The sequence below is a fragment of the Pseudomonas sp. LBUM1643 genome, assembly GCF_059716215.1.
This window is the reverse complement of record NZ_CP166813.1, coordinates 1,199,965-1,223,699: the sequence shown is the minus strand read 5'-3', so window position 1 is coordinate 1,223,699 and position 23,735 is coordinate 1,199,965. Positions and strand designations below refer to the sequence as shown.

The 23,735-nt window shown below is 58.1% G+C and carries 22 protein-coding genes; 6 read left to right on the top strand and 16 right to left on the bottom strand.

What is annotated here, in order from left to right:
* Window positions 1–85 precede the first annotated feature (85 nt).
* The 3 genes from ACA063_RS05400 (at window position 86) to ACA063_RS05390 (ending at window position 5,149) form a co-directional block, all read left to right on the top strand.
* On the top strand, window positions 86–1,510 hold the full coding sequence (locus ACA063_RS05400) for a gamma-aminobutyraldehyde dehydrogenase (protein ID WP_497665058.1): 1,425 nt from the start codon (window positions 86–88) through the stop codon (window positions 1,508–1,510).
* 228 nt (window positions 1,511–1,738) lie between these two features.
* Window positions 1,739–3,223, top strand: coding sequence for an APC family permease (locus tag ACA063_RS05395; RefSeq protein ID WP_497665057.1), 1,485 nt, complete (start codon window positions 1,739–1,741; stop codon window positions 3,221–3,223).
* A gap of 63 nt (window positions 3,224–3,286) precedes the next feature.
* Entirely contained in the window at window positions 3,287–5,149 is a 1,863-nt protein-coding gene (locus tag ACA063_RS05390; protein ID WP_497665056.1) for an NAD(P)-binding protein, read from the top strand.
* A 65-nt stretch (window positions 5,150–5,214) separates the two neighbouring features.
* On the opposite strand, the gene ACA063_RS05385 is transcribed toward ACA063_RS05390, so the two are convergent.
* The 3 genes from ACA063_RS05385 to ACA063_RS05375 all read right to left on the bottom strand — a co-directional run bounded on the left by ACA063_RS05385 (window position 5,215) and on the right by ACA063_RS05375 (window position 6,196).
* The gene (locus ACA063_RS05385) at window positions 5,215–5,616 is read right to left on the bottom strand and encodes a type II toxin-antitoxin system VapC family toxin (protein WP_497665055.1); all 402 of its coding nucleotides are present in this window, start codon (window positions 5,614–5,616) and stop codon (window positions 5,215–5,217) included.
* Window positions 5,616–5,867 carry an AbrB/MazE/SpoVT family DNA-binding domain-containing protein gene (locus ACA063_RS05380; RefSeq protein WP_194691259.1) on the bottom strand — a complete coding sequence of 84 codons (252 nt, stop codon included), beginning with the start codon at window positions 5,865–5,867 and terminating at the stop codon, window positions 5,616–5,618. Before ACA063_RS05380 ends, ACA063_RS05385 begins: the two co-directional genes overlap by 1 nt.
* 143 nt (window positions 5,868–6,010) lie before the next feature.
* Complete coding sequence (locus ACA063_RS05375; protein WP_497665054.1) at window positions 6,011–6,196, bottom strand: hypothetical protein; 186 nt, start codon at window positions 6,194–6,196, stop codon at window positions 6,011–6,013.
* Window positions 6,197–6,585: 389 nt separating this feature from the next.
* On the opposite strand from ACA063_RS05375, the gene ACA063_RS05370 reads away from it, so the two are divergent.
* Window positions 6,586–8,211, top strand: a complete 1,626-nt coding sequence (locus ACA063_RS05370) for a glucan biosynthesis protein D (RefSeq protein WP_497665053.1) — start codon at window positions 6,586–6,588, stop codon at window positions 8,209–8,211.
* A 96-nt stretch (window positions 8,212–8,307) separates the two neighbouring features.
* On the opposite strand, the gene ACA063_RS05365 is transcribed toward ACA063_RS05370, so the two are convergent.
* The 3 genes from ACA063_RS05365 to ACA063_RS05355 all read right to left on the bottom strand — a co-directional run bounded on the left by ACA063_RS05365 (window position 8,308) and on the right by ACA063_RS05355 (window position 11,952).
* A complete protein-coding gene (locus ACA063_RS05365; protein ID WP_497665052.1) occupies window positions 8,308–9,414 on the bottom strand; it encodes an NADH:flavin oxidoreductase/NADH oxidase in 1,107 nt (368 codons plus the stop codon).
* Window positions 9,415–9,633: 219 nt separating this feature from the next.
* Window positions 9,634–11,343, bottom strand: coding sequence for a single-stranded-DNA-specific exonuclease RecJ (recJ, locus tag ACA063_RS05360; RefSeq protein WP_497665051.1), 1,710 nt, complete (start codon window positions 11,341–11,343; stop codon window positions 9,634–9,636).
* A 66-nt stretch (window positions 11,344–11,409) separates the two neighbouring features.
* Entirely contained in the window at window positions 11,410–11,952 is a 543-nt protein-coding gene (locus ACA063_RS05355; protein WP_008151638.1) for a YaeQ family protein, read from the bottom strand.
* Between the two features lie 145 nt (window positions 11,953–12,097).
* Between ACA063_RS05355 and ACA063_RS05350 the strand changes: the two genes are divergently transcribed.
* Window positions 12,098–13,297, top strand: coding sequence for a CaiB/BaiF CoA transferase family protein (locus tag ACA063_RS05350; RefSeq protein WP_497665050.1), 1,200 nt, complete (start codon window positions 12,098–12,100; stop codon window positions 13,295–13,297).
* A 58-nt stretch (window positions 13,298–13,355) separates the two neighbouring features.
* The gene (locus ACA063_RS05345) at window positions 13,356–14,219 is read left to right on the top strand and encodes a TIGR02285 family protein (protein WP_497665049.1); all 864 of its coding nucleotides are present in this window, start codon (window positions 13,356–13,358) and stop codon (window positions 14,217–14,219) included.
* 170 nt (window positions 14,220–14,389) lie between these two features.
* Here ACA063_RS05345 and ACA063_RS05340 read toward each other — a convergent pair whose 3' ends face one another.
* From ACA063_RS05340 to ffh, 10 genes are all read right to left on the bottom strand, one after another.
* Window positions 14,390–14,677: a DUF3509 domain-containing protein gene (locus ACA063_RS05340; RefSeq protein WP_497665048.1), complete on the bottom strand. Its 288-nt coding sequence runs from the start codon at window positions 14,675–14,677 to the stop codon at window positions 14,390–14,392.
* 359 nt (window positions 14,678–15,036) lie between these two features.
* A complete protein-coding gene (gene thrC, locus ACA063_RS05335; RefSeq protein ID WP_162438276.1) occupies window positions 15,037–16,446 on the bottom strand; it encodes a threonine synthase in 1,410 nt (469 codons plus the stop codon).
* A gap of 66 nt (window positions 16,447–16,512) precedes the next feature.
* Window positions 16,513–17,817 carry a homoserine dehydrogenase gene (locus ACA063_RS05330; protein WP_162438275.1) on the bottom strand — a complete coding sequence of 435 codons (1,305 nt, stop codon included), beginning with the start codon at window positions 17,815–17,817 and terminating at the stop codon, window positions 16,513–16,515.
* Between the two features lie 134 nt (window positions 17,818–17,951).
* Window positions 17,952–18,683, bottom strand: coding sequence for a bifunctional protein-disulfide isomerase/oxidoreductase DsbC (gene dsbC / locus ACA063_RS05325; RefSeq protein ID WP_497665047.1), 732 nt, complete (start codon window positions 18,681–18,683; stop codon window positions 17,952–17,954).
* Between the two features lie 279 nt (window positions 18,684–18,962).
* The gene (gene xerD / locus ACA063_RS05320) at window positions 18,963–19,859 is read right to left on the bottom strand and encodes a site-specific tyrosine recombinase XerD (protein ID WP_497665046.1); all 897 of its coding nucleotides are present in this window, start codon (window positions 19,857–19,859) and stop codon (window positions 18,963–18,965) included.
* Between the two features lie 99 nt (window positions 19,860–19,958).
* Window positions 19,959–20,309 carry a 50S ribosomal protein L19 gene (rplS, locus tag ACA063_RS05315; protein WP_063322826.1) on the bottom strand — a complete coding sequence of 117 codons (351 nt, stop codon included), beginning with the start codon at window positions 20,307–20,309 and terminating at the stop codon, window positions 19,959–19,961.
* A 45-nt stretch (window positions 20,310–20,354) separates the two neighbouring features.
* Window positions 20,355–21,107, bottom strand: a complete 753-nt coding sequence (trmD, locus tag ACA063_RS05310; RefSeq protein ID WP_497665045.1) for a tRNA (guanosine(37)-N1)-methyltransferase TrmD — start codon at window positions 21,105–21,107, stop codon at window positions 20,355–20,357.
* Between the two features lie 2 nt (window positions 21,108–21,109).
* Window positions 21,110–21,646, bottom strand: a complete 537-nt coding sequence (gene rimM, locus ACA063_RS05305) for a ribosome maturation factor RimM (RefSeq protein WP_497665044.1) — start codon at window positions 21,644–21,646, stop codon at window positions 21,110–21,112.
* Between the two features lie 5 nt (window positions 21,647–21,651).
* Window positions 21,652–21,903, bottom strand: coding sequence for a 30S ribosomal protein S16 (gene rpsP / locus ACA063_RS05300; RefSeq protein WP_007944872.1), 252 nt, complete (start codon window positions 21,901–21,903; stop codon window positions 21,652–21,654).
* 249 nt (window positions 21,904–22,152) lie between these two features.
* Window positions 22,153–23,529 carry a signal recognition particle protein gene (ffh, locus tag ACA063_RS05295; RefSeq protein WP_003209589.1) on the bottom strand — a complete coding sequence of 459 codons (1,377 nt, stop codon included), beginning with the start codon at window positions 23,527–23,529 and terminating at the stop codon, window positions 22,153–22,155.
* Window positions 23,530–23,735 lie beyond the last annotated feature (206 nt).

Here is a 23,735-nt window from a genome sequence, read left to right as displayed (position 1 = left end):
TGCTGTCTGGCAATTTTGAAAGAGCAAGATCAAAAGATCGCAGCCTGCGGCAGCTCCTACACAAAGCATTGGAGATGAGATAAAAATGCAAACCAAACTCCTGATCAACGGCCAACTGATCAATGGCGAAGGCCCCGCTCAAGCCGTGTTCAACCCGGCCCTCGGCCGCGTTCTGGTGGAGATCAACGAAGCCAGCGAAGCCCAGGTCGATGCCGCCGTGCGCGCCGCCGATGCCGCGTTCGACAGCTGGTCGCAAACCCCGCCGAAAGACCGCTCGCTGCTGCTGCTCAAGCTTGCCGACGCCATCGAAGCCCATGGCGAAGAACTGGCCAAGCTGGAATCGGACAACTGCGGCAAGCCCTACAGCGCTGCGCTGAATGACGAGATCCCGGCGATTGCCGATGTGTTCCGCTTCTTCGCCGGCGCCAGCCGCTGCATGAGCGGTTCGGCGGGTGGCGAATACCTGCCCGGCCACACCTCGATGATTCGTCGCGATCCGGTGGGCGTGATCGCCTCCATCGCGCCGTGGAACTACCCGCTGATGATGGTCGCCTGGAAAATCGCCCCGGCCCTTGCTGCGGGTAATACCGTGGTGCTCAAGCCGTCGGAACAAACGCCGTTGACGGCGTTACGCCTGGCCGAACTGGCGTCGGAGATTTTCCCGGCTGGCGTACTCAATCTGGTATTTGGCCGGGGTCCTACCGTGGGCAGCCCTCTGGTCACCCACCCGAAAGTGCGCATGGTGTCGCTGACCGGTTCGATCGCCACCGGTTCGAACATCATTTCCAGCACCGCCGACAGCGTCAAACGCATGCACATGGAACTGGGTGGCAAAGCTCCGGTGATCATCTTCGACGACGCCGACATCGACGCCGCCGTGGAAGGCATTCGTACTTTCGGTTTCTACAACGCCGGCCAGGATTGCACCGCCGCGTGCCGCATCTATGCCCAGGCGGGGATCTACGAGCAGTTCGTCGAGAAGCTCGGTGAGGCCGTGAGCAGCATCAAGTACGGCTTGCAGGACGATCCGTCGACCGAGCTGGGCCCGCTGATCACCGCGCAACACCGCGACCGCGTGGCCGGGTTCGTCGAGCGCGCCGTGGCGCAGCCGCACATCCGCCTGATCACCGGCGGCAAGGCCGTGGAAGGCAACGGCTTCTTCTTCGAGCCGACAGTATTGGCGGATGCGCAGCAGGATGACGAGATTGTCCGTCGTGAAGTGTTCGGGCCAGTGGTGTCGGTCACGAAGTTCACCGACGAAGCGCAGGTGCTGGGTTGGGCCAACGATTCGGACTACGGCCTGGCGTCATCGGTCTGGACCTCGGACGTCGGCCGTGCGCATCGCTTGTCGGCGCGCCTGCAGTACGGCTGCACCTGGGTGAACACGCACTTCATGCTCGTCAGCGAAATGCCCCATGGCGGTCAGAAATTGTCCGGTTACGGGAAGGACATGTCGATGTATGGGCTGGAAGATTACACCGTGGTTCGGCATGTGATGTTCAAGCACTAAAAGCATCGCCAGCAGGCTGGCTCCCACAGTTTGGAATGCGTTTCCCTGTGGGAGCCAGCCTGCTGGCGATGGCGTCACCTCGGTTTCAAGGCAGAGACCGGCAATACGCACCATCAGGTTTCAACGTTGGACACATAAAACAAAAACCACCGATCCGGGCTGAGCCGTCTTGGCCCCGCCACGGTTTCGGACATCCGAAATCTGCCGATTTTCCGGAGCTAACACACCATGAGTGCATCACCCGATCTCTCTGCAGCCGTTGCCGACAGCGATGCCGAGCAATTACGCAAACTGGGTTACACCTCAAACTTCAACCGCAGCATGAGCCTGTGGGAAAACTTCGCCCTGGGCTTCACTTATCTTTCGCCGGTCGTAGGGGTTTATACCCTGTTCGGCCTGTGCCTCGCCGCTGGCGGGCCGCCAATGTTCTGGGCGTATCTGCTGGTCGGTTGTGGCCAGTTGCTGGTGTGCCTGATCTTCGGTGAAGTAGTCTCGCAATTCCCGATTTCCGGCGGCGTCTACCCTTGGGCTCGCCGGTTGGTGGGCAAGCGCTGGGCATGGATGGTCGGCTGGATCTACTCCATCGCGCTCTGCGTCACTATCGCTGCAGTTGCTGTGGGTGCCGGTCCGTATCTGGCCGCCATGCTGGGTTTTGAACCGAGCAGCAACACCAATATCGTCATCGCCCTGGTGCTGACGCTGTTCGCCACCCTGGTCAATCTCAGTGGCACAAAAGTCCTGGCGCGAATCGCCATGTTCGGCTTTTTGTGTGAGTTGGTCGGGGCGGTGATCGTCGGCGTTTACTTGCTGGTGTTCGAACGCCATCAGCCAATCAGCGTGCTGTTCAATACCTTTGATATCAGCGTCGACGGTTCGTACCTGCCGGCGTTCCTCACCGCTTCGCTGGCGGGGATGTTCCTGTACTACGGCTTCGAGGCGTGCGGCGACGTGGCCGAAGAAACGCCGAACCCCAGCAAGCAAATTCCGGTGGCCATGCGCATGACCATCTACATCGGCGGCATCGCGGCGATGTTCGCCTGCCTGGCGCTGATCCTCGCTGTACCAGACATGCAGGCCGTGATCAACGGCACCGACAAGGACCCGGTCACCACCATCCTCAACAACGCCTTCGGCCCGGTGGGCTCAAAAGTAGTGATGGGCGTGGTGATGATTTCCTTCATTTCCTGCGTGATCAGCCTGCAAGCGGCGGCGAGTCGCTTGCTGTATTCCTACGCCCGGGATGAAATGGTCATCGGTAGCTCACTGCTGAAGAAGATATCCCCTACAACTCAAGTACCGGTTGCGGCACTGTTCGTCTCCGGCGTCCTGCCGGCGCTGATCATTATCCTGGGTTTCTTCCTGCAAGATGCGGTGGCGACCATCGTCAGTTTCGCAGCGATTGGCATCTACCTGGCGTTCCAGATGATCGTGCTCGCGGCGTTGTATGCGCGCATGAAAGGCTGGAAACCGAGTGGCAAATTCACCCTAGGCGCGTGGGGCTGGGCGGTGAATATCGGCGCACTGGTTTACGGCGTCGGCGCAATCGTCAACATGGCCTGGCCACGGACACCGGATGCGGCGTGGTACATCAACTACGCCATGGTCCTGAGCACGGCCATCGTCATCGGTTTCGGCCTGCTCTACATGTGGCTTGCAAAACCTTACGACCACGGCACAGCACCTGCGGGTGATGCCTGGAAAGTCAGCCGGTAACGGCCCTCGCTCCGGTGCTACTTTGGCGCCGGAGCGATTTATAAAAACCAACAAGGATTGAACATGGACATCACCCGCCGCGACTTCCTCAACGGCGTTGCAGTCACCATCGCTGCCGGCATGACGCCGCTGCAAATTCTCCAGGCAGCCCCAGACGGACGCTACTACCCTCCTGCCCTTACAGGTCTGCGCGGTAGCCACGTCGGCTCCTTCGAAATTGCGCACCAGATGGGCTGGGAAAAAAAAGTTTTTGATACTGACAAGCTGCCGATCAGCGAAGAATATGACCTGGTGGTGGTAGGCGGCGGCCTCAGCGGTCTGTCAGCCGCGTGGTTCTACCGTGAGAAACATCCGAAAGCCCGCATCCTGATTCTGGAAAACCACGACGACTTTGGCGGTCACGCCAAGCGCAACGAATTCTCGGCCGGCGGTCGCACGATCATCGGCTACGGCGGCAGTGAAGCGTTCCAGTCGCCTAATCATCTTTACAGCAAGGAAGTGAATGGCCTGCTGAAGAAACTCGGCGTCGACATCAAACGCTTCGAGACAGCCTTCGACCGCCAGTTTTACCCTGACCTGGGCCTGTCCCGCGCCGTGTTCTTCGACAAAGAAAACTTTGGCGAAGACAAACTGGTGAGCGGCGATCCAACGCCGATGGTTGCCGACGACATCGCCCCCGACCAATTGCACGCACGCTCCATCCCTGACTTCATCAACGATTTCCCGTTACCGGAAGCGGATCGCAAAGCGCTGATCGCGCTGCACATGGCGCCAAAGGATTACCTCGCCGGTAAAACCCTCGAAGAGAAAACCGCGCATCTGGACAGCACCAGCTATCAGGATTTTCTGCTCAAGGACGTAGGACTGTCGGCGCAGGCGGTGAAGTACTTCCAAAGCCGCACCAACGATTTCATGGCCCTGAGCATTGACGCGGTCGCAGCGTCCGACGCCTATTCGGTTGGCTTCCCAGGCTTCGGTGCGATGAATCTCGAACCGATCAGCGAAGAAGCCCGGGCGGAAATGGAAGAGCCCTACATCTACCACTTCCCCGACGGGAACGCCTCGCTTGCCCGGTTGCTGGTCCGCAGCCTGATCCCGTCCGTGGCACCGGGCCACACGATGGACGATGTGGTCCTCGCGACGTTTGACTACGCCAAACTGGATCAACCGAAATCAGCGGTGCGCATTCGTCTCAACAGCACCGCCGTCAGCGTGCGCAACGTCGGCACGGGTGTGAACGTCGGCTATAGCCGTGGTGGTCAGCTGAGCCAGGTACGCGGGAAACACTGCATCATGGCCTGCTACAACATGATCATTCCGTACCTGCTGCGAGACCTGTCGGCCGAGCAGTCACACGCCCTGAGTCAGAACGTGAAATTCCCGCTGGTCTACACCAAAGTGGTCATCCGTAACTGGGAGTCGTTCCAGAAACTGGGTGTGCATGAAATCTACGCCGCGACCCAGCCTTACAGCCGCATCAAACTCGACTACCCGGTGAGCATGGGCGGCTACGACCACCCGCGCGACCCGAAGCAGCCTATCGGCCTGCACATGGTTTACGTTCCTACCAGCCCTAATACCGGGATGAATGCCCGGGACCAGGCGCGGGCCGGCCGTGGTCGTCTGTATGGACAATCTTTCGAACAACTGGAAGCGCAACTGCGCGATCAACTGCAACGAATGCTGGGCCCTGGTGGTTTCAATCACCAGACCGACATCCTCGCCATCACGGTGAATCGCTGGTCACACGGCTATGCGTACTTCTCCAATAGCCTGTACGACGATGCTGACGAGAGTGAAAGACTGATGAACCTGGCGCGTCAGCCAGTTGGGCGAGTGAGCATCGCCAACTCGGATGCAGCGTGGAGCGCTTATGCGCATGCCGCAATTGATGAGGCGTATCGAGCGGTGGGTGAAATCGGGTAAGCCACTGCAGGACAAAAATCCACGGATAGCGCTTGCACAGGTTCATCCGTGGATTTGCGTCGCAATCAAGAAGGCACTATCAACTCAACGGAAGGGAAGTAACTGCGGTAACGCTTCGCATCACGCGTCAGTAATGGCAGTTTTTTTACTGCGGCATGTGCGCCTATAAAAAAATCCGCCAGAACGTTATTTTTCCCACCACCCAATTTTCGATAACGAGTAAAAGCCTTCCCGGCCAGGAACAAGGCGGGACGTGGCATTTCTTGCATGCGCAAACCAAGCTGACTGACCACATCATCCAATCCTTCAAAGGTGGAAAATGTCTGGGACAACTCGGCATAGATAATGGGATTTATGACCAACTCATGAATCCTGGATTGAGCACGTAGCTGTTGAATGGACCAATCAGCCCAGACTGGGTCATCTTCCAGAACGTCGATCAACACATTCGTGTCGACCAAAAGCATCAGTCATCACCTCGCAACAACGCCATCAATTCGTCGGTCCTCCATTTGATGTCAGCCTTTCCACGTACGGCCTCAAATCGGTCAGGAGTCGCTGAATCGATGTCACCTTTTGCCTTATGACTTTGCAGTACGACCTCACCTTGCGCGTTAACGCTGAATTCGATCGCTGAACCTGGCAACAGGTGCAAAGCGTCACGGATGGGTTTAGGAATAGTGACCTGCCCTTTGCTGGTCATAGTGGTCGTCGTCATGATGATCTCCGCAAAGTATTACTGATCACAACAAAGTAATACTTAGAATATCGGTCTGCAACCGCCGCTGACCGTAGGTAAATTCTCTTCATATCGAAAGATTTCGGCCGCGACACCGCGTCACGACCTAATCTCTAACTTCTTCAAAACCGCGAAACACTCCTCATTGCATCCACCAGATAACGCATCGCAATCCGGTCACTCTCTGACAAGTCGCGATACTGCTCGACCAATTTTATTTCGTCTGAACTCAGGCGGCGTCTGCGACGGCCAACACTGAGGCAAGGAAATATTCCCAGTATTTCGGTGATGCTCTGTACTTTCGCCATGGACGAGGTCCTTTCCATATCAAAGAAAACTGCAAGAAAACCCATCGCCCTTTCACTTTCTGACTCACCGATCTGAAGGGCCCAAATCGGTCATGCCCTTAGAATAGAAAGATAATCGGTGCTGGAAAGCAGTTTTTAGAGTAATTAGTCGAAAAAAGCAGAAATGCCCTTAAATTCAGAATGTCCTGTCAGAAAAATGAACCGACATTTCTTGTTTCATTGCCAAGCTGTCGCTATGCCATCAATCAATTTGTGTCTGCAACCGAACGGTTTAAGCTATTTGGTATCTGTTTAACGTCCGTTGCGTTTGGCCGAAGGCATGTCCGAACCCCATTTTTGATCCAGCACGTGCCAGGAACGGCGCGGGATTGTTCACGACAGGTTTACTTATGCACCGCAGGAATTTACTCAAAGCGTCCATGGCCATTGCGGCCTACACGGGATTGTCAGCGACTGGCCTGCTGGCCGCTCGGGCCTGGGCGGGAAATGGCGCCGCCGATGGCGACGCGCAGGCGTTCGATTTCGAGGCCCTGAAGATTCAGGCGAAGCAACTCGCCGGCCAGCGTTACCAGGACACCAAACAGGTGCTCCCGCCGACGCTGGCGACCATGACGCCGCAGAACTTCAATGCGATTCGCTACGACGCCGATCACTCCTTGTGGAAGGATCTGAACGGTCAGCTGGACGTGCAATTCTTCCACGTGGGCATGGGCTTCAAGCAACCGGTGCGGATGTACAGCGTCGACCCGAAGACGCGTCAGGCGCGCGAGGTGCATTTCCGCCCTTCCCTGTTCAATTACGAGAAAACCACGGTCGATACCCAGCAACTGAAGGGCGATCTTGGTTTTTCCGGGTTCAAGCTGTTCAAAGCCCCCGAGCTGGACCGGCATGATGTGCTGTCCTTCCTCGGCGCGAGCTATTTCCGTGCGGTTGATGCATCAGGCCAGTACGGCTTGTCTGCACGCGGCCTGGCGATCGATACCTACGCCAAAAAGCGTGAGGAGTTCCCGGACTTCACCAAGTTCTGGTTCGAGACGCCGGACAAGGACAGCACTCGCTTCGTGGTGTACGCCCTGCTGGATTCGCCAAGCGCCACGGGTGCCTACCGTTTCGACATCGACTGTCAGGCCAGCCAGGTGGTCATGGGAGTCGATGCCCACATCAACGCCCGTACCGCGATCGAACAACTGGGCATCGCACCCATGACCAGCATGTTCAGCTGCGGCACCCATGAACGGCGCATGTGCGACACCATTCACCCGCAAATCCACGACTCTGATCGCCTGGCCATGTGGCGCGGCAACGGCGAATGGATCTGTCGTCCACTGAACAATCCGGCCACCCTGCAGTTCAACGCCTTTGCCGATACCGATCCGAAGGGCTTCGGCCTGGTGCAGACCGATCATGAATTCGCCAGCTATCAGGACACCGTCGACTGGTACAGCAAGCGCCCGAGCCTGTGGGTAGAACCTACTACCGCGTGGGGCGAAGGCTCTATCGATTTGCTGGAAATTCCTACAACCGGCGAAACCCTGGATAACATCGTTGCCTTCTGGACGCCGAAAAAACCGGTGGCCGCGGGGGATTCCCTGAACTACGGCTACAAGCTTTTCTGGAGCGCCTTGCCTCCCGTGAGCACGCCGCTGGCACGCGTCAACGCGACCCGTTCGGGTATGGGTGGATTCGTTGAGGGCTGGGCACCGGGTGAGCATTACCCGGAAGTCTGGGCGCGCCGTTTTGCCGTGGACTTCACCGGTGGTGGCCTGGATCGCTTGCCGGAAGGTGCGGGAATCGAGCCGGTGGTGACGTGCTCGAATGGTGAGGTGAAGGATTTCAACGTGCTGGTGCTGGATGACATCAAAGGCTATCGCATCACCTTTGACTGGTTCCCGACCAATGACAGCGTGGAGCCGGTAGAGCTTCGGTTGTTCATCCGTACCCAGGACCGGACGCTGAGTGAAACCTGGTTGTATCAGTACTTCCCGCCGGCGCCGGACAAGCGTAAGTACGTCTGAGGGTAAAGAGGCCAACCGGACCCACAAAGATCTCAGCGTAAAAACACAAAAGCCCCGATCACTTCGATCGGGGCTTTTGTGTTTTTACAGCTTCACTCAATCACGCAAATCCGACTCATGAATCGGCTGATCGCGGTGTGTCGCCCGCTGGTACTGCGCCGGCCAGATGGCCTTGCGTCCACCCAGATCGTCGTCGGCGTGCAACGGCCAGTACGGATCGCGCAGCAGCTCACGGGCGAGGAAGATGATGTCTGCCTGACACGTGCGCAAGATATGCTCGGCCTGGGCTGGCTCGGTAATCATTCCTACAGTGCCGGTGGCGATACCTGACTCCTTGCGCACACGTTCGGCGAACCGCGTCTGATAACCCGGGCCGGTTGGAATCTCGGCGTTGGCCGCCGTCCCCCCCGACGAGACATCGATGAGGTCAACACCCAAGGCTTTGAGGCGGCGCGCCAGTTCAACGGTCTCATCGGGGTTCCAGCCGTCCTCCACCCAGTCGGTGGCTGATACGCGAACAAACACGGGTAATTCCTCAGGCCATGCCGCCCGTACCGCTTCGGTGACTTGCAACACCAGACGAATCCGGTTTTCGAAAGAACCGCCGTATTGATCGCGACGCTGATTACTCAATGGCGAAAGAAACTGGTGCAACAGGTAACCGTGGGCGGCGTGGACTTCAACCACTTTGAAACCCGCCGTCAGGGCGCGCTTTGCCGAGTCGACAAAGGCTTGAATGACCTCGGCGATTGCGCCTTCATCAAGCTGCGTGGGCGGCGTGTGCTGGGGGTCGAATGCAATGGGCGAAGGCCCTACCGGCACCCAGCCACCGTCTTCGGGTTTGACGCTGCCGTGTTTGCCCAGCCATGGCCGATAAGTGCTGGCCTTGCGCCCGGCGTGAGCCAACTGAATGCCGGCAACAGCCCCCTGCGCGGCAATAAAGCGCGTGATGCGCTGCAATGGCTCGATCTGTTCATCATTCCACAAGCCGAGGTCCTCGGCGGTGATGCGTCCATCGGCGGTGACGGCCGTGGCTTCGGTGAAAATCAGTCCCGCGCCGCCAACTGCACGGCTGCCGAGGTGGACCAGGTGCCAGTCATTGGCCAGGCCATCGACGCTCGAGTATTGGCACATGGGCGATACCGCAATGCGGTTGAGCAGGGTCAGTTGGCGAAGGGTATAGGGTTCTAGCAGCAGACTCATGGGGCACCTCTCGAATCAGTGGGCAGGCTCCAGGGTTCTGTTTGAAAAGTCGACGAGTGACAGGAAAGAGGTACAGCGCCCGCCCCCGCGGGCAAAAAATTCGACAAGACGTCACAAGGATTATCAAGCAGTGCTTAGAGCCTAGTCGACATCGGGGGATGAGGGAGGGTTCAGATGAATTCGGTGAGAGGGGCTATCGCGGGCAAGCCCGCGATGGGCTCAGCGCGGTTCGATATGGGCAATCATCAACTGCACGGTCTCGTTACCCCGAAATTCGTTGAGGTCGAGTTTGTAGGCCAGCTCCACCCACTTGATAGTCGGATTTGGCCAGATGTCGCGGTCGATTCCGAACGCAATGCCATCGAGCTTCACCGAGCCGCACTCGCTTCTCAGCACGACTTTGAGGTGACGTTCACCGACAACACGCTGCTCGACCAGCTGAAACACGCCATGGAACAACGGCTCCGGAAAATGCTGCCCCCAGGGACCGGCATGCCGCAAGGCGCGCGCCAGTTCCAGGTGAAATTCCTCGACCGCCAGTGTGCCGTCCGACAGCAGGCGACCCGTCAGATCTTCTTCGCGCAATTGCCTGCGCACTTCAGCGTCGAATGCCTCGGCGAACAGCGGAAAATTCGCTTCAGGTAGCGTCAAACCTGCCGCCATCGCGTGGCCGCCGTACTTGCTGATCAAAGTGGGGTGTTGCGCTGCCACCACGCTCAAGGCGTCACGAATATGAAAACCCTGCACTGAACGCCCAGAGCCCTTGAGCAAGCCATCGCCCGCATCGGCGAAGGCGATAGTCGGTCGGAAATAGCGCTCTTTCATACGGGACGCGAGGATACCAATGACGCCCTGGTGCCACTCGGGATCGAACAGGCACAAGCCGAACGGCATGGATTCGACCGGTAAATCCTTGAGCTGGGCCAGCGCCTCACGCTGCATGCCCTGCTCGATGGATTTACGGTCCTGGTTCATGCCGTCGAGCTGGATCGCCATTTCCCGGGCAAGCCCCGCGTCTTCGGTGAGCAGGCATTCGATGCCCAGGCTCATGTCATCCAGACGCCCCGCCGCGTTCAAACGTGGGCCGACAATGAAGCCAAGGTCGGTGGAAGTGATGCGCGCTGGCTCACGTTTTGCCACTTCAAGGATCGCCTTGACCCCCGGTCGAGCACGTCCGGCGCGAATCCGCTCAAGCCCCTGATGCACCAGAATACGGTTGTTGGCGTCCAGCGGAACCACGTCGGCTACGCTGCCCAGCGCCACCAGATCCAGCAACTCGCCAATGTTCGGCTGTGGTTTGCTCTCGTACCAGCCGAGGCTGCGCAAACGCGCACGCAAGGCCATCAACACGTAGAAAATCACCCCGACACCGGCCAGTGCCTTGCTTGGAAATTCGCAACCTGGCTGGTTCGGATTGACGATGGCATCGGCCAACGGCAGTTCATCGCCTGGCAGATGGTGGTCGGTCACCAACACCTGAAGCCCGGCTTTCTTCGCAGCCGCGACGCCTTCAACGCTGGAGATGCCGTTGTCCACCGTGATCAACAACTGCGGCGTACGCGTGAGGGCGACTTCAACGATTTCCGGTGTCAGGCCGTAGCCGTACTCGAAACGGTTAGGCACCAGATAGTCGACATGCGCCGCGCCCAGCAAACGCAAGCCCAACACGCCCACCGTACTGGCGGTCGCGCCATCGGCATCGAAGTCGCCGACGATCAGAATCCGCTGACGCTGCTCCAGGGCCGTCACCAACAGGTCCACCGCCGCCTCGATGCCCTTGAGCTGCTGGAACGGGATCAACCGCGCCAGGCTCTTGTCCAGTTCAGCCTCGGACTGCACGCCACGCGCTGCATACAGGCGGGTCAACAGTGGCGGAATATCACCGAGGAAGGGCAGGATGTCGGGCAGCAGGCGAGGTTCGATACGCATGGGGTGACAGGTGCTTCTCTTGAATAGGTAGGAAATATCGGGCGCTGTGGACTGACGTGAAAAGAATCAGCCCCGTTCGCCGCTCAGCCATTGCAACTGGACTTCGTGCTGACCACGGTCGTCGGTGACGAAAATCGTCCCTTCGCTGATCATCACGTCCCACTTGATAACGCGGGGCATGTCCTTGGCCAGGGTTTCCAGCACATCCTGCGGCACGGCGGCGATGTGCACGTTCTTCAGGTTCTTGATCGCCGGAATAACCTTGGTTTCCCACACGCGCAGGCTGCCGTAGGCCAACAGGCTGGTGCGTTCGGTACGACGGGAGCACCAGGTCAGGCGATCCGCATCAGGCTGGCCGACTTCGATCCAGTGCAGAACGCGGTCATCCAGGCTTTTTTCCCACAGGGCAGGTTCATCCACGTCTGACAGACCGCGACCAAACGACAGTTGCTCGTTGTACCAGAAGGCGTAGGCGAGCAGGCGCACGGTCATGCGTTCTTCGGTTTCCGAAGGGTGACGGGCGATGGTCTGCTTCACGCTCTCGTAAACACTGCGGTCGAGGTCGGTGAGGTTCAGTTCAAACTTGTAGGTCGTGGACGGCTGGGCCATGAACGGGCTTCTTGATACGGAGAAAGGCGGCAAGTCTAACCGATGCGGCAGGCAATCAACGAATTCAAGCGATGAACCTTGGGCGACTGACGCCGGGCTATGCTAAAACGCTCTACCAGCCAGCCTTTGTCCTACAGGATCCAGCATGCCGTTCACCGCCAAACCGCTCTCAGGTCTGAAAGTCATTGAATTGGGTACGTTGATCGCCGGGCCCTTTGCCTCGCGCATTTGCGGCGAGTTCGGTGCTGACGTGATCAAGATTGAATCCCCGAACGGCGGCGATCCGTTGCGCAAATGGCGCAAGCTGTATGAAGGCACCTCGTTATGGTGGTTCGTTCAAGCGCGCAACAAAAAGTCCCTTACCCTGAACCTCAAACACCCCGACGGCCTGGCCATTCTAAAAAAGCTGCTCGGCGAAGCAGACATACTGATCGAGAATTTTCGTCCAGGCGTGTTGGAGAAGCTTGGCCTGGGGTGGGACGTTTTACATGCCCTGAATCCTAAACTGGTCATGGTTCGTCTTTCGGGATTCGGCCAGACCGGGCCAATGAAAGATCAACCGGGGTTTGGTGCTGTCGGTGAGTCCATGGGCGGCCTGCGCTATATCACGGGCTTTGAGGATCGACCTCCGGTGCGTACCGGGATTTCGATTGGCGACTCGATCGCCGCACTCTGGGGAGTGATTGGTGCGCTGATGGCGTTGCGTCATCGCGAGGTCAATGGTGGACAGGGTCAAGTGGTGGATGTGGCGCTCTATGAAGCGATCTTCGCCATGATGGAAAGCATGGTGCCGGAGTTCGACGTGTTCGGCTTCATCCGCGAACGTACCGGCAACATCATGCCGGGTATCACGCCCTCCTCGATCCACACCAGCGCCGATGGCAAACACGTACAGATTGGCGCGAATGGCGACGCAATCTTCAAGCGCTTCATGCTGATCATCGGTCGGGAAGACCTGGCCAACGACCCGGTCCTGGCCAGTAACGATGGCCGTGACACGCGCCGTGACGAGCTCTATGGGGTGATCGACCGCTGGGTCAACTCGCTGCCACTGGACACCATCATCGAGCAGCTGAATCAGGCCGAGGTACCGGCCAGCCGGATATTCAGTGCCGAAGACATGTTCAGTGACCCGCAGTACCTCGCCCGAGAGATGTTCCTGAAGGCCAAGCTGCCGGACGGCAAGGATTTCAAGATGCCGGGGATCGTGCCGAAGCTTTCAGAGACGCCCGGTACGTCGGAATGGGTCGGGCCGAAGTTGGGCGAACACAATGCGCAGGTACTCAACGATCTTGGTTACGACGATGCGCAGATCGCAAAACTGCGTGAAGACGGGGCTATCTAAGCTGAAACGCCTGTTTTCGCCGCTGTACACACACCTCCTGTCGCACGGCGGCAGGGAGATGCGTGCGTGCCTGGTTTTTGTTTTGCTCGTCGGTTTCATACCCTCAACGATGGCGCAACCCAAGGAAACCCTGGTCTGGCTATTGCGGGATCTGCCGCCACTGACGATTTTCGAAGGACCGAAAAAGGGTCAGGGCGTCATTGATCAGCTGTTGCCCCTGTTGATTGCCGGCATGCCGCAATACACACACACCCTGATGCGGGTCAATCGTGCGCGCGGTTTGCAAATGCTCCACGAGCCTTCCTTGACGTGTGATGCCGCATTGAATCGGAGCAAGGAGCGTGAGCGCTGGATCGCCTTTTCCATTCCTGTGTTTCGTGCCATGAGCAATGGTCTGGCGGTGCGGCGTGTCGACCGCGAGTCGCTCGCGCCCTTTGTTCAGGACGGTGAAGTGGACCTCGCAGCGCTGCTGGCCAGCGGCAGCGAGAAGCTTGGCATCATCGCCGAGCGCAACTACGGCGACTACCTCGACGGGCTGCTCAAACAAGCACCGCCCAACGCCCTCACCGCCCACTATGGTAACGATGCATTGGGCAGCCTCCTGCAAATGCAACGTCTGGGGCGCTTGCGAGTCGTGTTGGGGTATCGCCCGGAAATACGCTACCAGGCTGAACAACAAGGCATTGCCGAGGATGAGTTGCAGTTCTACCCGATTCGCGGGGCAGAGAAATTCCTGTCCGGCTACATCGGCTGTACCGACACGCCGCAGGGTCGTCAGGCGATTGTCGAGATCAACCAACTGCTGCGCACACTGCCCCACGATCGGTTGAGCGAGGCCTACGCCGCGTGGCTCGACCCGGAAAGTCGGAGTGCCTATCTGGAAGAGTCCAGAGCGTATTTCGAAAAACAGGCGCAGCCATGACAAATCCCAGGCAAAAAGAAACCCCGAGAAGTGGGGAGACAACTCGGGGTTAAACGTGGCCTACATAAAGACCAGTAGCAGCAAGCTACAAGCACCGGAGCACAATGCTTGATCCTGCTGTTACATGCTCTGACAGGCTTTCGTGCAGGATGGTTCCCACACACTCCAATTCAATTTCGGCTGGCCAGGAGCTTGTCTTGTGCGGCGTTACGCAATGCCGCGATGACGCAGGGTTCCAGTCGACCTTCGGCAATCATTACGTCACGGTGCAGGCCGTCGACGACATCCGTCAGCAAACGCTTGTCGCTCAATTGAGCCTGATTGAAGGCGCGCTCGACCACGATTGCGCCGGTCGAACTCTTCAGGGTCACCAGGCATTCGCCATGGGCGCCCGATGGGGTCAGCGTGACTTGATACGGGCTTAGAGCCTCACCGAGCAACAGACTGATACTTTCCATCTCGATCACCACTCAATAGTCCGAAAACAAAAGTGCCTGGGGCAGGCCTACTCTAAATGACCGCTGGCCTGAGAAGAAAGTTCTGGATTTCAATTGCAGGCGGGTTGGCGCCTTTTGGTTGATGAAGCATGCACGGGGAAGATGACAGGGAAAAAACACGCGGTCGCGAAATCAAAAAACCCGTCAGTAACCAATGGTGTCACTGAAAAAATTTCGAAACGCATGACAACCCGTGGCGAGGGAGCTTGCTCCCGCTGGGCTGCGCAGCAGTCCTTCTTTTTGAGGGCCGCTTCGCGGCCCAGCGGGAGCAAGCTCCCTCGCCACAGGTAATCGTGTTGCGCTTAAGTCGATAGCACTTACTACAACGGTTTTCCGCGATTGCCATGCTGACTGACGAAAGCCTGTACCGCTTTCAGATCATTCGGCAACACGGTGCAGCGCTCGTCCCGATCAAACAGATCGGTCAGATGCACAGGCAGCTCCAGCGCTTTACCCACACCGGCTTTTTCCACGGCATCCGGGAATTTGACCGGGTGGGCCGTCCCCAGGATGACCATCGGAATGTCCAGGCTGCGACGGCATTCACGCGCGGCCTTGACGCCAATGGCGGTGTGCGGGTCCAGCAACTCGCCGGTCTGCTCGTACACCTCGGCAATGGTCTCGCACGTCTGTGCGTCATCCACGGCCAGGGAGTCGAACAACTTGCGGGCCTCGGTCCAGCGCTCTTGTTCGACGCTGAAACCACCACCCTGCTTGAAGCTGTCCATCAAACCGGCGATCGCCGCGCCATTACGACCGTGCAGGTCGAACAGCAGACGCTCGAAGTTCGACGAAACCATGATGTCCATGGAAGGCGACAGCGTGGCGTGCAAGGTTTCCTTGACGTACTGATTGCCGCTCATGAAGCGGTGCAGGATGTCGTTGCGGTTGGTGGCGACGATCAACTGGTTGATCGGCAGACCCATGTTGCGTGCCAGGTAGCCGGCGAAGATATCGCCGAAGTTGCCGGTAGGCACCGAGAACGATACCGAGCGAGCCGGGCCGCCCAACTGCAGGGCTGCGTGGAAGTAGTAAACGATCTGGGCCATGATCCGCGCCCAGTTGATCGAGTTCACTGCCACCAGACGCGTGCCTTTGAGGAAACTCTGGTCGGCGAAGCTGGCCTTGACCATTTCCTGGCAGTCATCGAAGTTGCCTTCGATGGCGATGTTGTGGATGTTCTCGCCGAAAATGGTGGTCATCTGGCGACGCTGCACTTCGGACACGCGGTTGTGCGGGTGCAGGATGAAGATGTCGACGTTTTCGCAGTGCTTGCAGCCTTCGATGGCAGCCGAACCGGTGTCGCCGGACGTAGCGCCGACAATCACCACGCGCTCACCACGTTTTTCCAGCACGTAGTCGAGCAAGCGCCCGAGCAGCTGCAAGGCGAAATCCTTGAACGCCAGGGTCGGGCCGTGGAACAGCTCCAATACCCACTCGTTACCGTTCAGCTGACGTAACGGAGCCACGGCGCTGTGGGAGAACACGCCGTAGGTTTCTTCAAGAATCTTTTTGAAATCGGCATCCGGAATGCTGCCGGTAACGAACGGGCGCATCACCCGGAAGGCCAGCTCGTGATAAGGCAGGCCGGCCCAGGACGCGATTTCTTCCTGGGTGAAACGTGGCAGGTTTTCCGGCACATAGAGGCCGCCGTCCGTGGCCAGACCGGCCAGCAGGACGTCTTCGAAATTCAGGGCCGGTGCCTGGCCGCGGGTACTGATATAACGCATGACTGACTCCAATGGACAGTGTTCGCAAAGCCGGGCCCGCAAGCGGGCCCGGTGAACGATAACGGCTTAGTTCAGGTGCTCGACGCGGATCCGTACGACCGGTCCCACGACGCCTGTCAGGGCTTCCAGCGCGGCAATCGCGTCGTTCATGTGCTGTTCCAGCACACGGTGGGTCAGCAGGATCATCGGCACCAGACCGTCATGTTCTTCGACTTCTTTCTGCATGATCGATTCGATGTTGATGCCGCGCTCCGACAGGATGCTTGCGACCTGAGCCAGCACGCCCGGATGATCCTTGGCCTGAATGCGCAGGTAGTAGGCGCTTTCGCAGGCTTCGATCGGCAGGATCGGGTGGGCCGACAGCGAGTCTGGCTGGAACGCCAGGTGCGGTACGCGGTTTTCCGGGTCGGACGTCATGGCGCGAACCACGTCTACCAGATCGGCGATGACCGACGAAGCGGTCGGCTCCATGCCGGCGCCAGCACCGTAGAACAAGGTCGAACCCGCAGCATCGCCGTTGACCATCACCGCGTTCATCACGCCATTGACGTTGGCGAGCAAACGATCGGACGGGATCAGTGTCGGGTGCACGCGCAACTCGATACCGGCAGCCGTGCTGCGAGCCACACCAAGGTGCTTGATGCGATAGCCCAGCGCTTCGGCGTAGTTCACGTCAGCGGTGGTCAGCTTGGTGATGCCTTCGGTGTATGCCTTGTCGAACTGCAGCGGAATACCGAACGCAATGGACGCCAGGATCGTCAGCTTGTGGGCTGCATCGATACCTTCGACGTCAAAGGTCGGATCGGCTTCGGCGTAACCCAAGGCCTGCGCTTCGGCGAGCACGTCTTCGAAGGTCCGGCCTTTTTCACGCATTTCAGTCAGGATGAAGTTGCCAGTGCCGTTGATGATGCCGGCGACCCAATTGATACGGTTGGCGGACAGGCCTTCACGGATCGCCTTGATCACCGGGATGCCACCGGCCACTGCTGCTTCGAACGCCACGATCACGCCTTTCTCGCGTGCCTTGGCGAAGATTTCGTTACCGTGAACGGCAATCAGTGCCTTGTTCGCGGTGACCACATGCTTGCCATTCTCGATGGCCTTGAGTACCAGCTCACGGGCAACGGTGTAGCCGCCCACCAGCTCTATAACGATGTCGATCTCAGGGTTCGTGGCCACTTCGAAGACATCGTTGGTAATCGCAATACCGGTCGTTTGGAACTGAGGCTTTGGCGTGCGCGTGGCAATTTGTGCCACTTCGATCCCACGCCCGGCACGACGAGCAATTTCCTCGGCGTTGCGCTGAAGTACGTTGAAGGTACCGCCACCGACGGTTCCTAACCCACAGATGCCTACTTTGACCGGTTTCACTGTGAACTCCCCATAAAACGGCCGACTCAAGGCCGGCCGTGAAAACAACCGCATACTCGCGGTTCTCTATTAATGGCTCGGCGAACAACGCCGCCGAACCATGATCGTCAAAGGCTAACCGTGACGATGCGAATTTACTTCGCGCCCAGCGCCAGTTTGGCGACTTGTGGCGCAGGCTGGTAGCCCGGAATGACCTGACCGTCAGCCAAAACGATGGCCGGCGTGCCGTTCACGCCAATCGACTGACCGAGGGCAAATTGCTTGGAAACCGGGTTATCGCATTTGGCGGCCTTGATTTCCTTGCCGTCGACCATTTTGTCCATGGCCGCTTTCTTGTCCTTCGAGCACCAGACCGCTTGCAGCTGCTCGTCACCCGGCGAACCCAGGCCCTGGCGCGGGAACGCGACGTAACGCACTTCGATGCCGCGCTTGTTCAGCTCAGGCACTTCGGCGTGCAGTTTGTGGCAATACGGGCAGGTGGTGTCGGTGAAGACGGTGATGTGCGATTTGGTTTCGCCGATGGCCGGGTACACCACGGTTTCTGCAACCGGAATCTCGTTGACCAGTTTGGAAACGCCCAGTCGTTCGGTCTTCTCGGTCAGGTTGACCGGTTTGCCGTCCTTGAGCTGGAACAGGTAGCCCTGAACGATGTATTGGCCATCAGCGCTGGCGTAGAGCACGCGGCTGCCTTTGAGCTTGACTTCGTACATGCCTGGCAGCGGGCTGGCGGAAATGCTTTCTACCGGCACCTCCAGCTCGAGGTTTTCCAGACTTTTACGGATGGCTTTGTCGGCCGCATCATCGGCGACGGCAAAGGTGCTGACCAACGCAATGGCTGCGGCGGCGAAAATATGGGTCAGACGCATGAGAACTCCTGAAGGCGGACAAATGGGACGATCAGAACGCCCGTGCCGAAACACCGGGTCATAACCGCCCATCGTGCAAACCGGCAAAGCCTACCACATAAGGCTTGCGGGGCCGAATGTGCCTGATGCAACACCCTGTGAGTTCGAAGGCCAGGCATTAATGTGGCGAGGGGATTTATCCCCGTTGGACTGCGCAGCGGTCCCAATTGGGGCTGCTTCGCAACCCAACGGGGATAAATCCCCTCGCCACAGACAACATTTCAACTTTTGGACACGGAGTTATCCGCGGGGGTGGTGTTTGGCGTGCAGGTCTTGCAAGCGGGCGCGAGCGACATGGGTGTAGATCTGGGTCGTGGACAGATCACTATGGCCAAGCAGCATTTGCACAACCCGCAGGTCCGCGCCGTGATTGAGCAGGTGCGTGGCGAAGGCGTGGCGCAAGGTATGGGGGGACAGCGACTTGCCGATCCCGGCCACCTTGGCCTGGTGCTTGATGCGATGCCAAAACGTCTGCCTGGTCATCTGCTCGCCGCGCAGACTCGGGAACAGACAATCGCTGGGACGTCCGCCGAGCAACTCGCTGCGTGCGTCGCGCATGTAGCGCTCTACCCAGACAATCGCCTCCTCGCCCATCGGCACCAACCGCTCCTTGCTGCCCTTGCCCATCACTCGCAGCACACCTTGGCGCAAGTTGACTTGCTCCAGCGTCAGACTGATCAATTCTGTCACCCGCAAACCACAGGCGTAGAGCACCTCAAGCATGGCGCGATCCCGCTGACCGATAGCCTCGCTCAAGTCCGGTGCCTTCAGCAAAGCTTCCACATCGGCTTCCGACAAGGATTTAGGCAATGGTCGTCCCAGCTGCGGCATGTCGATGCGCAAGGTCGGATCGACGGCGATCAGTTTTTCCCTCAACAGGTAGCGATAGAAACCGCGCACTCCCGAGAGGAATCGAGCAGTGGAACGAGGCTTATAGTTTTGTTCCAGACGCCAGGCCAGATGATCGAGAATCAACTCGCGTCCGGCGTTGATCAACTCCAGCCCTTTTTCCTGCAGCCAGCCATTGAACAGGGCCAGGTCACTGCGATAAGCATCACGGGTGTTATCGGAAAGCCCTTTTTCCAGCCATAACGCGTCGAGAAATTGGTCTATCAAAGGATGATCGATGGCAGGCATAAAGGCTCAGGCAAGACCGACAGTACGGCTAGGGAAGATAAATCGCAGGCAACAAAAAAGCAGCCCGTAGGCTGCTTTTTTCTGCATCGGAAGCTGGACTTAAGCCAGTTTTTCCTTGATGCGAGCTGCTTTACCGGACAGGTCACGCAGGTAGTACAGCTTGGCTTTACGTACGTCACCGCGACGCTTAACGGCCATGCTGTCGATTTGCGGGCTGTAGGTCTGGAAAGTACGCTCTACGCCAACACCGTTGGAGATTTTACGAACGGTGAAAGCACTGTTTACGCCGCGGTTACGCTTGGCGATAACAACACCTTCGAACGCTTGCAGACGCGAACGGTCGCCTTCCTTCACTTTCACCTGAACGACAACAGTGTCGCCCGGGGCAAAGGTAGGGATCTCTTTGGTCATCTGCTCTGCTTCGAGTGCAAGGATGATTTTGTTAGTCATGCTGTGCTCCTAAGGTAAATCGTCGGATCTACCATCGATACGTTGTTAACTATCGTCCCGCTCGTGGATGTATTCCTCGAGCAGCTTCTTCTCTTCTCCAGAAAGCGAGCGGCTTTCCAGAAGATCGGCGCGTCGTTCAAAGGTCCTACCAAGGGACTGCTGTAAACGCCAACGCCGGATATGCGCGTGATTGCCACTTAGCAATACGTCGGGAACACGCTGATCCGCATACACCTCCGGTCGGGTGTAGTGCGGGCAATCCAGCAAACCATCCGTAAAGGAATCTTCCTCTGCGGAGTCCGCATGCCCTAAAGCTCCAGGCAGCAGTCGTGTAACCGCATCGATCAGGACCATCGCCGGCAGCTCGCCGCCAGACAGTACATAGTCGCCAATCGACCACTCTTCATCGACATGAGCTTCTATGAAACGCTCGTCAATGCCTTCATAACGGCCGGCAATCAGGATCAATGCATCCAGATTCGCCAACTCGCGTACCGCCGACTGATTCAGTTGACGGCCTTGGGGGGACAGGTAAATCACCTTCGCCGCCTCCCCGGCTGCTGCCTTGGCCTGAACCAGAGCATCTTCCAGGGGCTTGATCTTCATCACCATGCCCGGACCACCGCCAAATGGGCGATCATCCACAGTGTGATGTCGATCCGTCGTGTAGTCTCGCGGGTTCCAACAGGTGAGCTGCAAGAGCCCCTGTTTCACCGCCCGACTGGTGATGCCGTACTCGCTGATGGCGGAGAACATCTCGGGAAACAAACTGATCACTTCTACGCGCAAATTAGCCACGCTTAGAAGTCCGCATCCCAATCCACCTTCATCTCGCCTGCGGCAAGGTCGACAGCCAACACGCATTGCTCCGTATAGGGCAGCAGGCGTTCGCGATCATCCAGGCTGCCAGCGCAAGGCTTGACCACCATTACATCATTGGCGCCGGTTTCCAGAAGATGATCGATCTTCCCGAGCAATTGCCCAAGTTGGTCAATGACCTTCAGACCTTCGAGCTGGTACCAGTAGTACTCGCCGTCGGTCAATTCAGGGAACAGGTTGCGCGGCACGCAGATCTCATAACCGGCCAGAAGACGAGCTTCTTCACGATCATCGAGACCCTTGAGCTTCGCGACCAGGAACTTGTCGTTCCCGCGTCCGCTGACCAGCTCAACCTGCTTCACATTGCCTTCGCGCTTGAGCGTCCAGGTTTTGTATTGCAACAGGTTTTCAGTAGGATCAGTAAAGGAGTACACCTTCACTTCGCCGCGAACGCCATGAACAGAATAAATCTTGCCGATAACGATCAAATCATCAGCATCAGCTGGCGTCGCGTTCATATTGCTCAGGCCGCAGCCTTAGCAGCGTCCTTCAACAACTGAGCAACACGCTCAGAAGGTTGTGCACCAACGCTCAGCCAGTAGGCTACGCGCTCTTGGTTCACGGACAGACGAACTTCTTGACCACGAGCAACAGGGTTGAAGAAACCAACCTGTTCCTTGTGCGAACCGTCGCGCGGGTTGCGGCTGTCGGTTACGGTCAAGTGGTAAAACGGGCGCTTTTTGGAGCCGCCAAGGGCAAGACGGATTGTTAGCATGTGAACATCGTTCCTGTAGTCGGTGCTGCAAATCTAAAGGCACAGCGGGCATAGGTGCCCGAAAGGCCGCATATTCTAAGGAATATCCGGACTTTTGCAAATGTCTTTTTCCGGCTGCCTATCGGCCGCCATCAAGATTTGCTATAGAGCCGTCGTTGAAAACGGCCAGTCAGCTCCCGCCAAGTGCGGGTTTGCTGGAGATCTCACATCCCTGTGAGCTGCGCAAGAGCAAGCCCTTACGCGAAAACTTTACATTTTGGGCATGCCGCCGCCGGGCAACATACCGCCCATGCCGCGCATCATTTTGGCCATTCCGCCTTTCGCGGAGAATTTCTTCATCATCTTCTGCATTTGCTTGTGCTGCTTGATCAAGCGACCAATGTCCTGCACCTGAGTGCCGGAACCCATGGCAATACGGCGTTTGCGCGAACCGCTGATCAGCTCAGGGTCGCGGCGCTCGGCCGGGGTCATGGAGTTGATGATGGCTTCCATCTGCTTGAATTGCTTCTCTGCCGCACCCTGGGCATTGCCCATTTGCGCCAGGTTCACACCGCCGATGTTCGGCAGTTTGTCCATAAGGCCACCAAGGCCACCCATGTTCTTCATCTGTTGCAGCTGATCGCGGAAGTCTTCGAGGTCGAAGCCCTTGCCCTTCTTCAGTTTCTTGGCAAGTTTGTCGGCTTTATCCTTGTCGAGCGTCGCTTCCGCCTGTTCGATCAGGCTGAGCACGTCACCCATGCCGAGGATGCGCGAAGCAATACGCTCAGGGTGGAACGGTTCGAGCGCTTCGCTCTTCTCGCCCATACCGATGAACTTGATCGGCTTGCCAGTAATGGCGCGGACCGACAGCGCGGCACCGCCACGGGCGTCGCCGTCGACCTTGGTCAGGATGACACCGGTCAGCGGCAGCGCATCACCGAAGGCCTTGGCCGTGTTGGCGGCGTCCTGGCCGGTCATGGCGTCGACCACGAACAGGGTTTCGACCGGGTTGATCGCAGCGTGCAACGCCTTGATCTCGCCCATCATCTCTTCATCGATGTGCAGGCGACCGGCGGTATCGACGATGACCACATCGATGAACTTGAGCTTTGCTTCTTTAATAGCCGCTTGCGCGATGTCGACCGGCTTTTGGCTCAAATCGGACGGGAAGAACGTAACGCCCACTTCGCCCGCGAGCATTTCCAGCTGCTTGATCGCCGCAGGACGGTAAACGTCTGCCGACACGACCATGACGGATTTCTTTTTGCGCTCTTTGAGGAAGCGCGCAAGTTTACCGGCGGTGGTGGTTTTACCGGCACCCTGCAAACCGGCCATCAGCACGACGGCTGGTGGCACGGCACTCAGGTTCAGGTCTTCGTTGGCAGCGCCCATCAGGCTTTCGAGCTCTGCCTGAACGATCTTCACGAAGGCCTGGCCCGGCGTCAGGCTGCGCGACACTTCGGTGCCGACGGCGCGTTCCTTGACCGAATTGACGAAGTCTTTGACCACCGGCAAGGCGACGTCAGCTTCGAGCAACGCCATGCGCACTTCACGCAGGGTGTCTTTGATGTTGTCCTCGGTCAGTTTGGCTTTGCCGGTGACATGGCGCAGCGTCTGCGAGAGACGGTCGGTTAAGTTTTCAAACATTGCGCGATCCTTTCAGGCCCTGTGTAGACCGGGATAATGGCGGCCCAGACCGGAATAAACATGTGCTCGGCGAGCCTGCGGCGTGGGCAGGTCGCGGATTATAGCGAAGACTGCGGCTGGCGGACACCTCGCTGTCAGGTTGCATGGTCTTTCGTGCAACTAAGGTTCTATGCCAAACTCAGCGCCTTTCGGGCTTGCCTAACAGG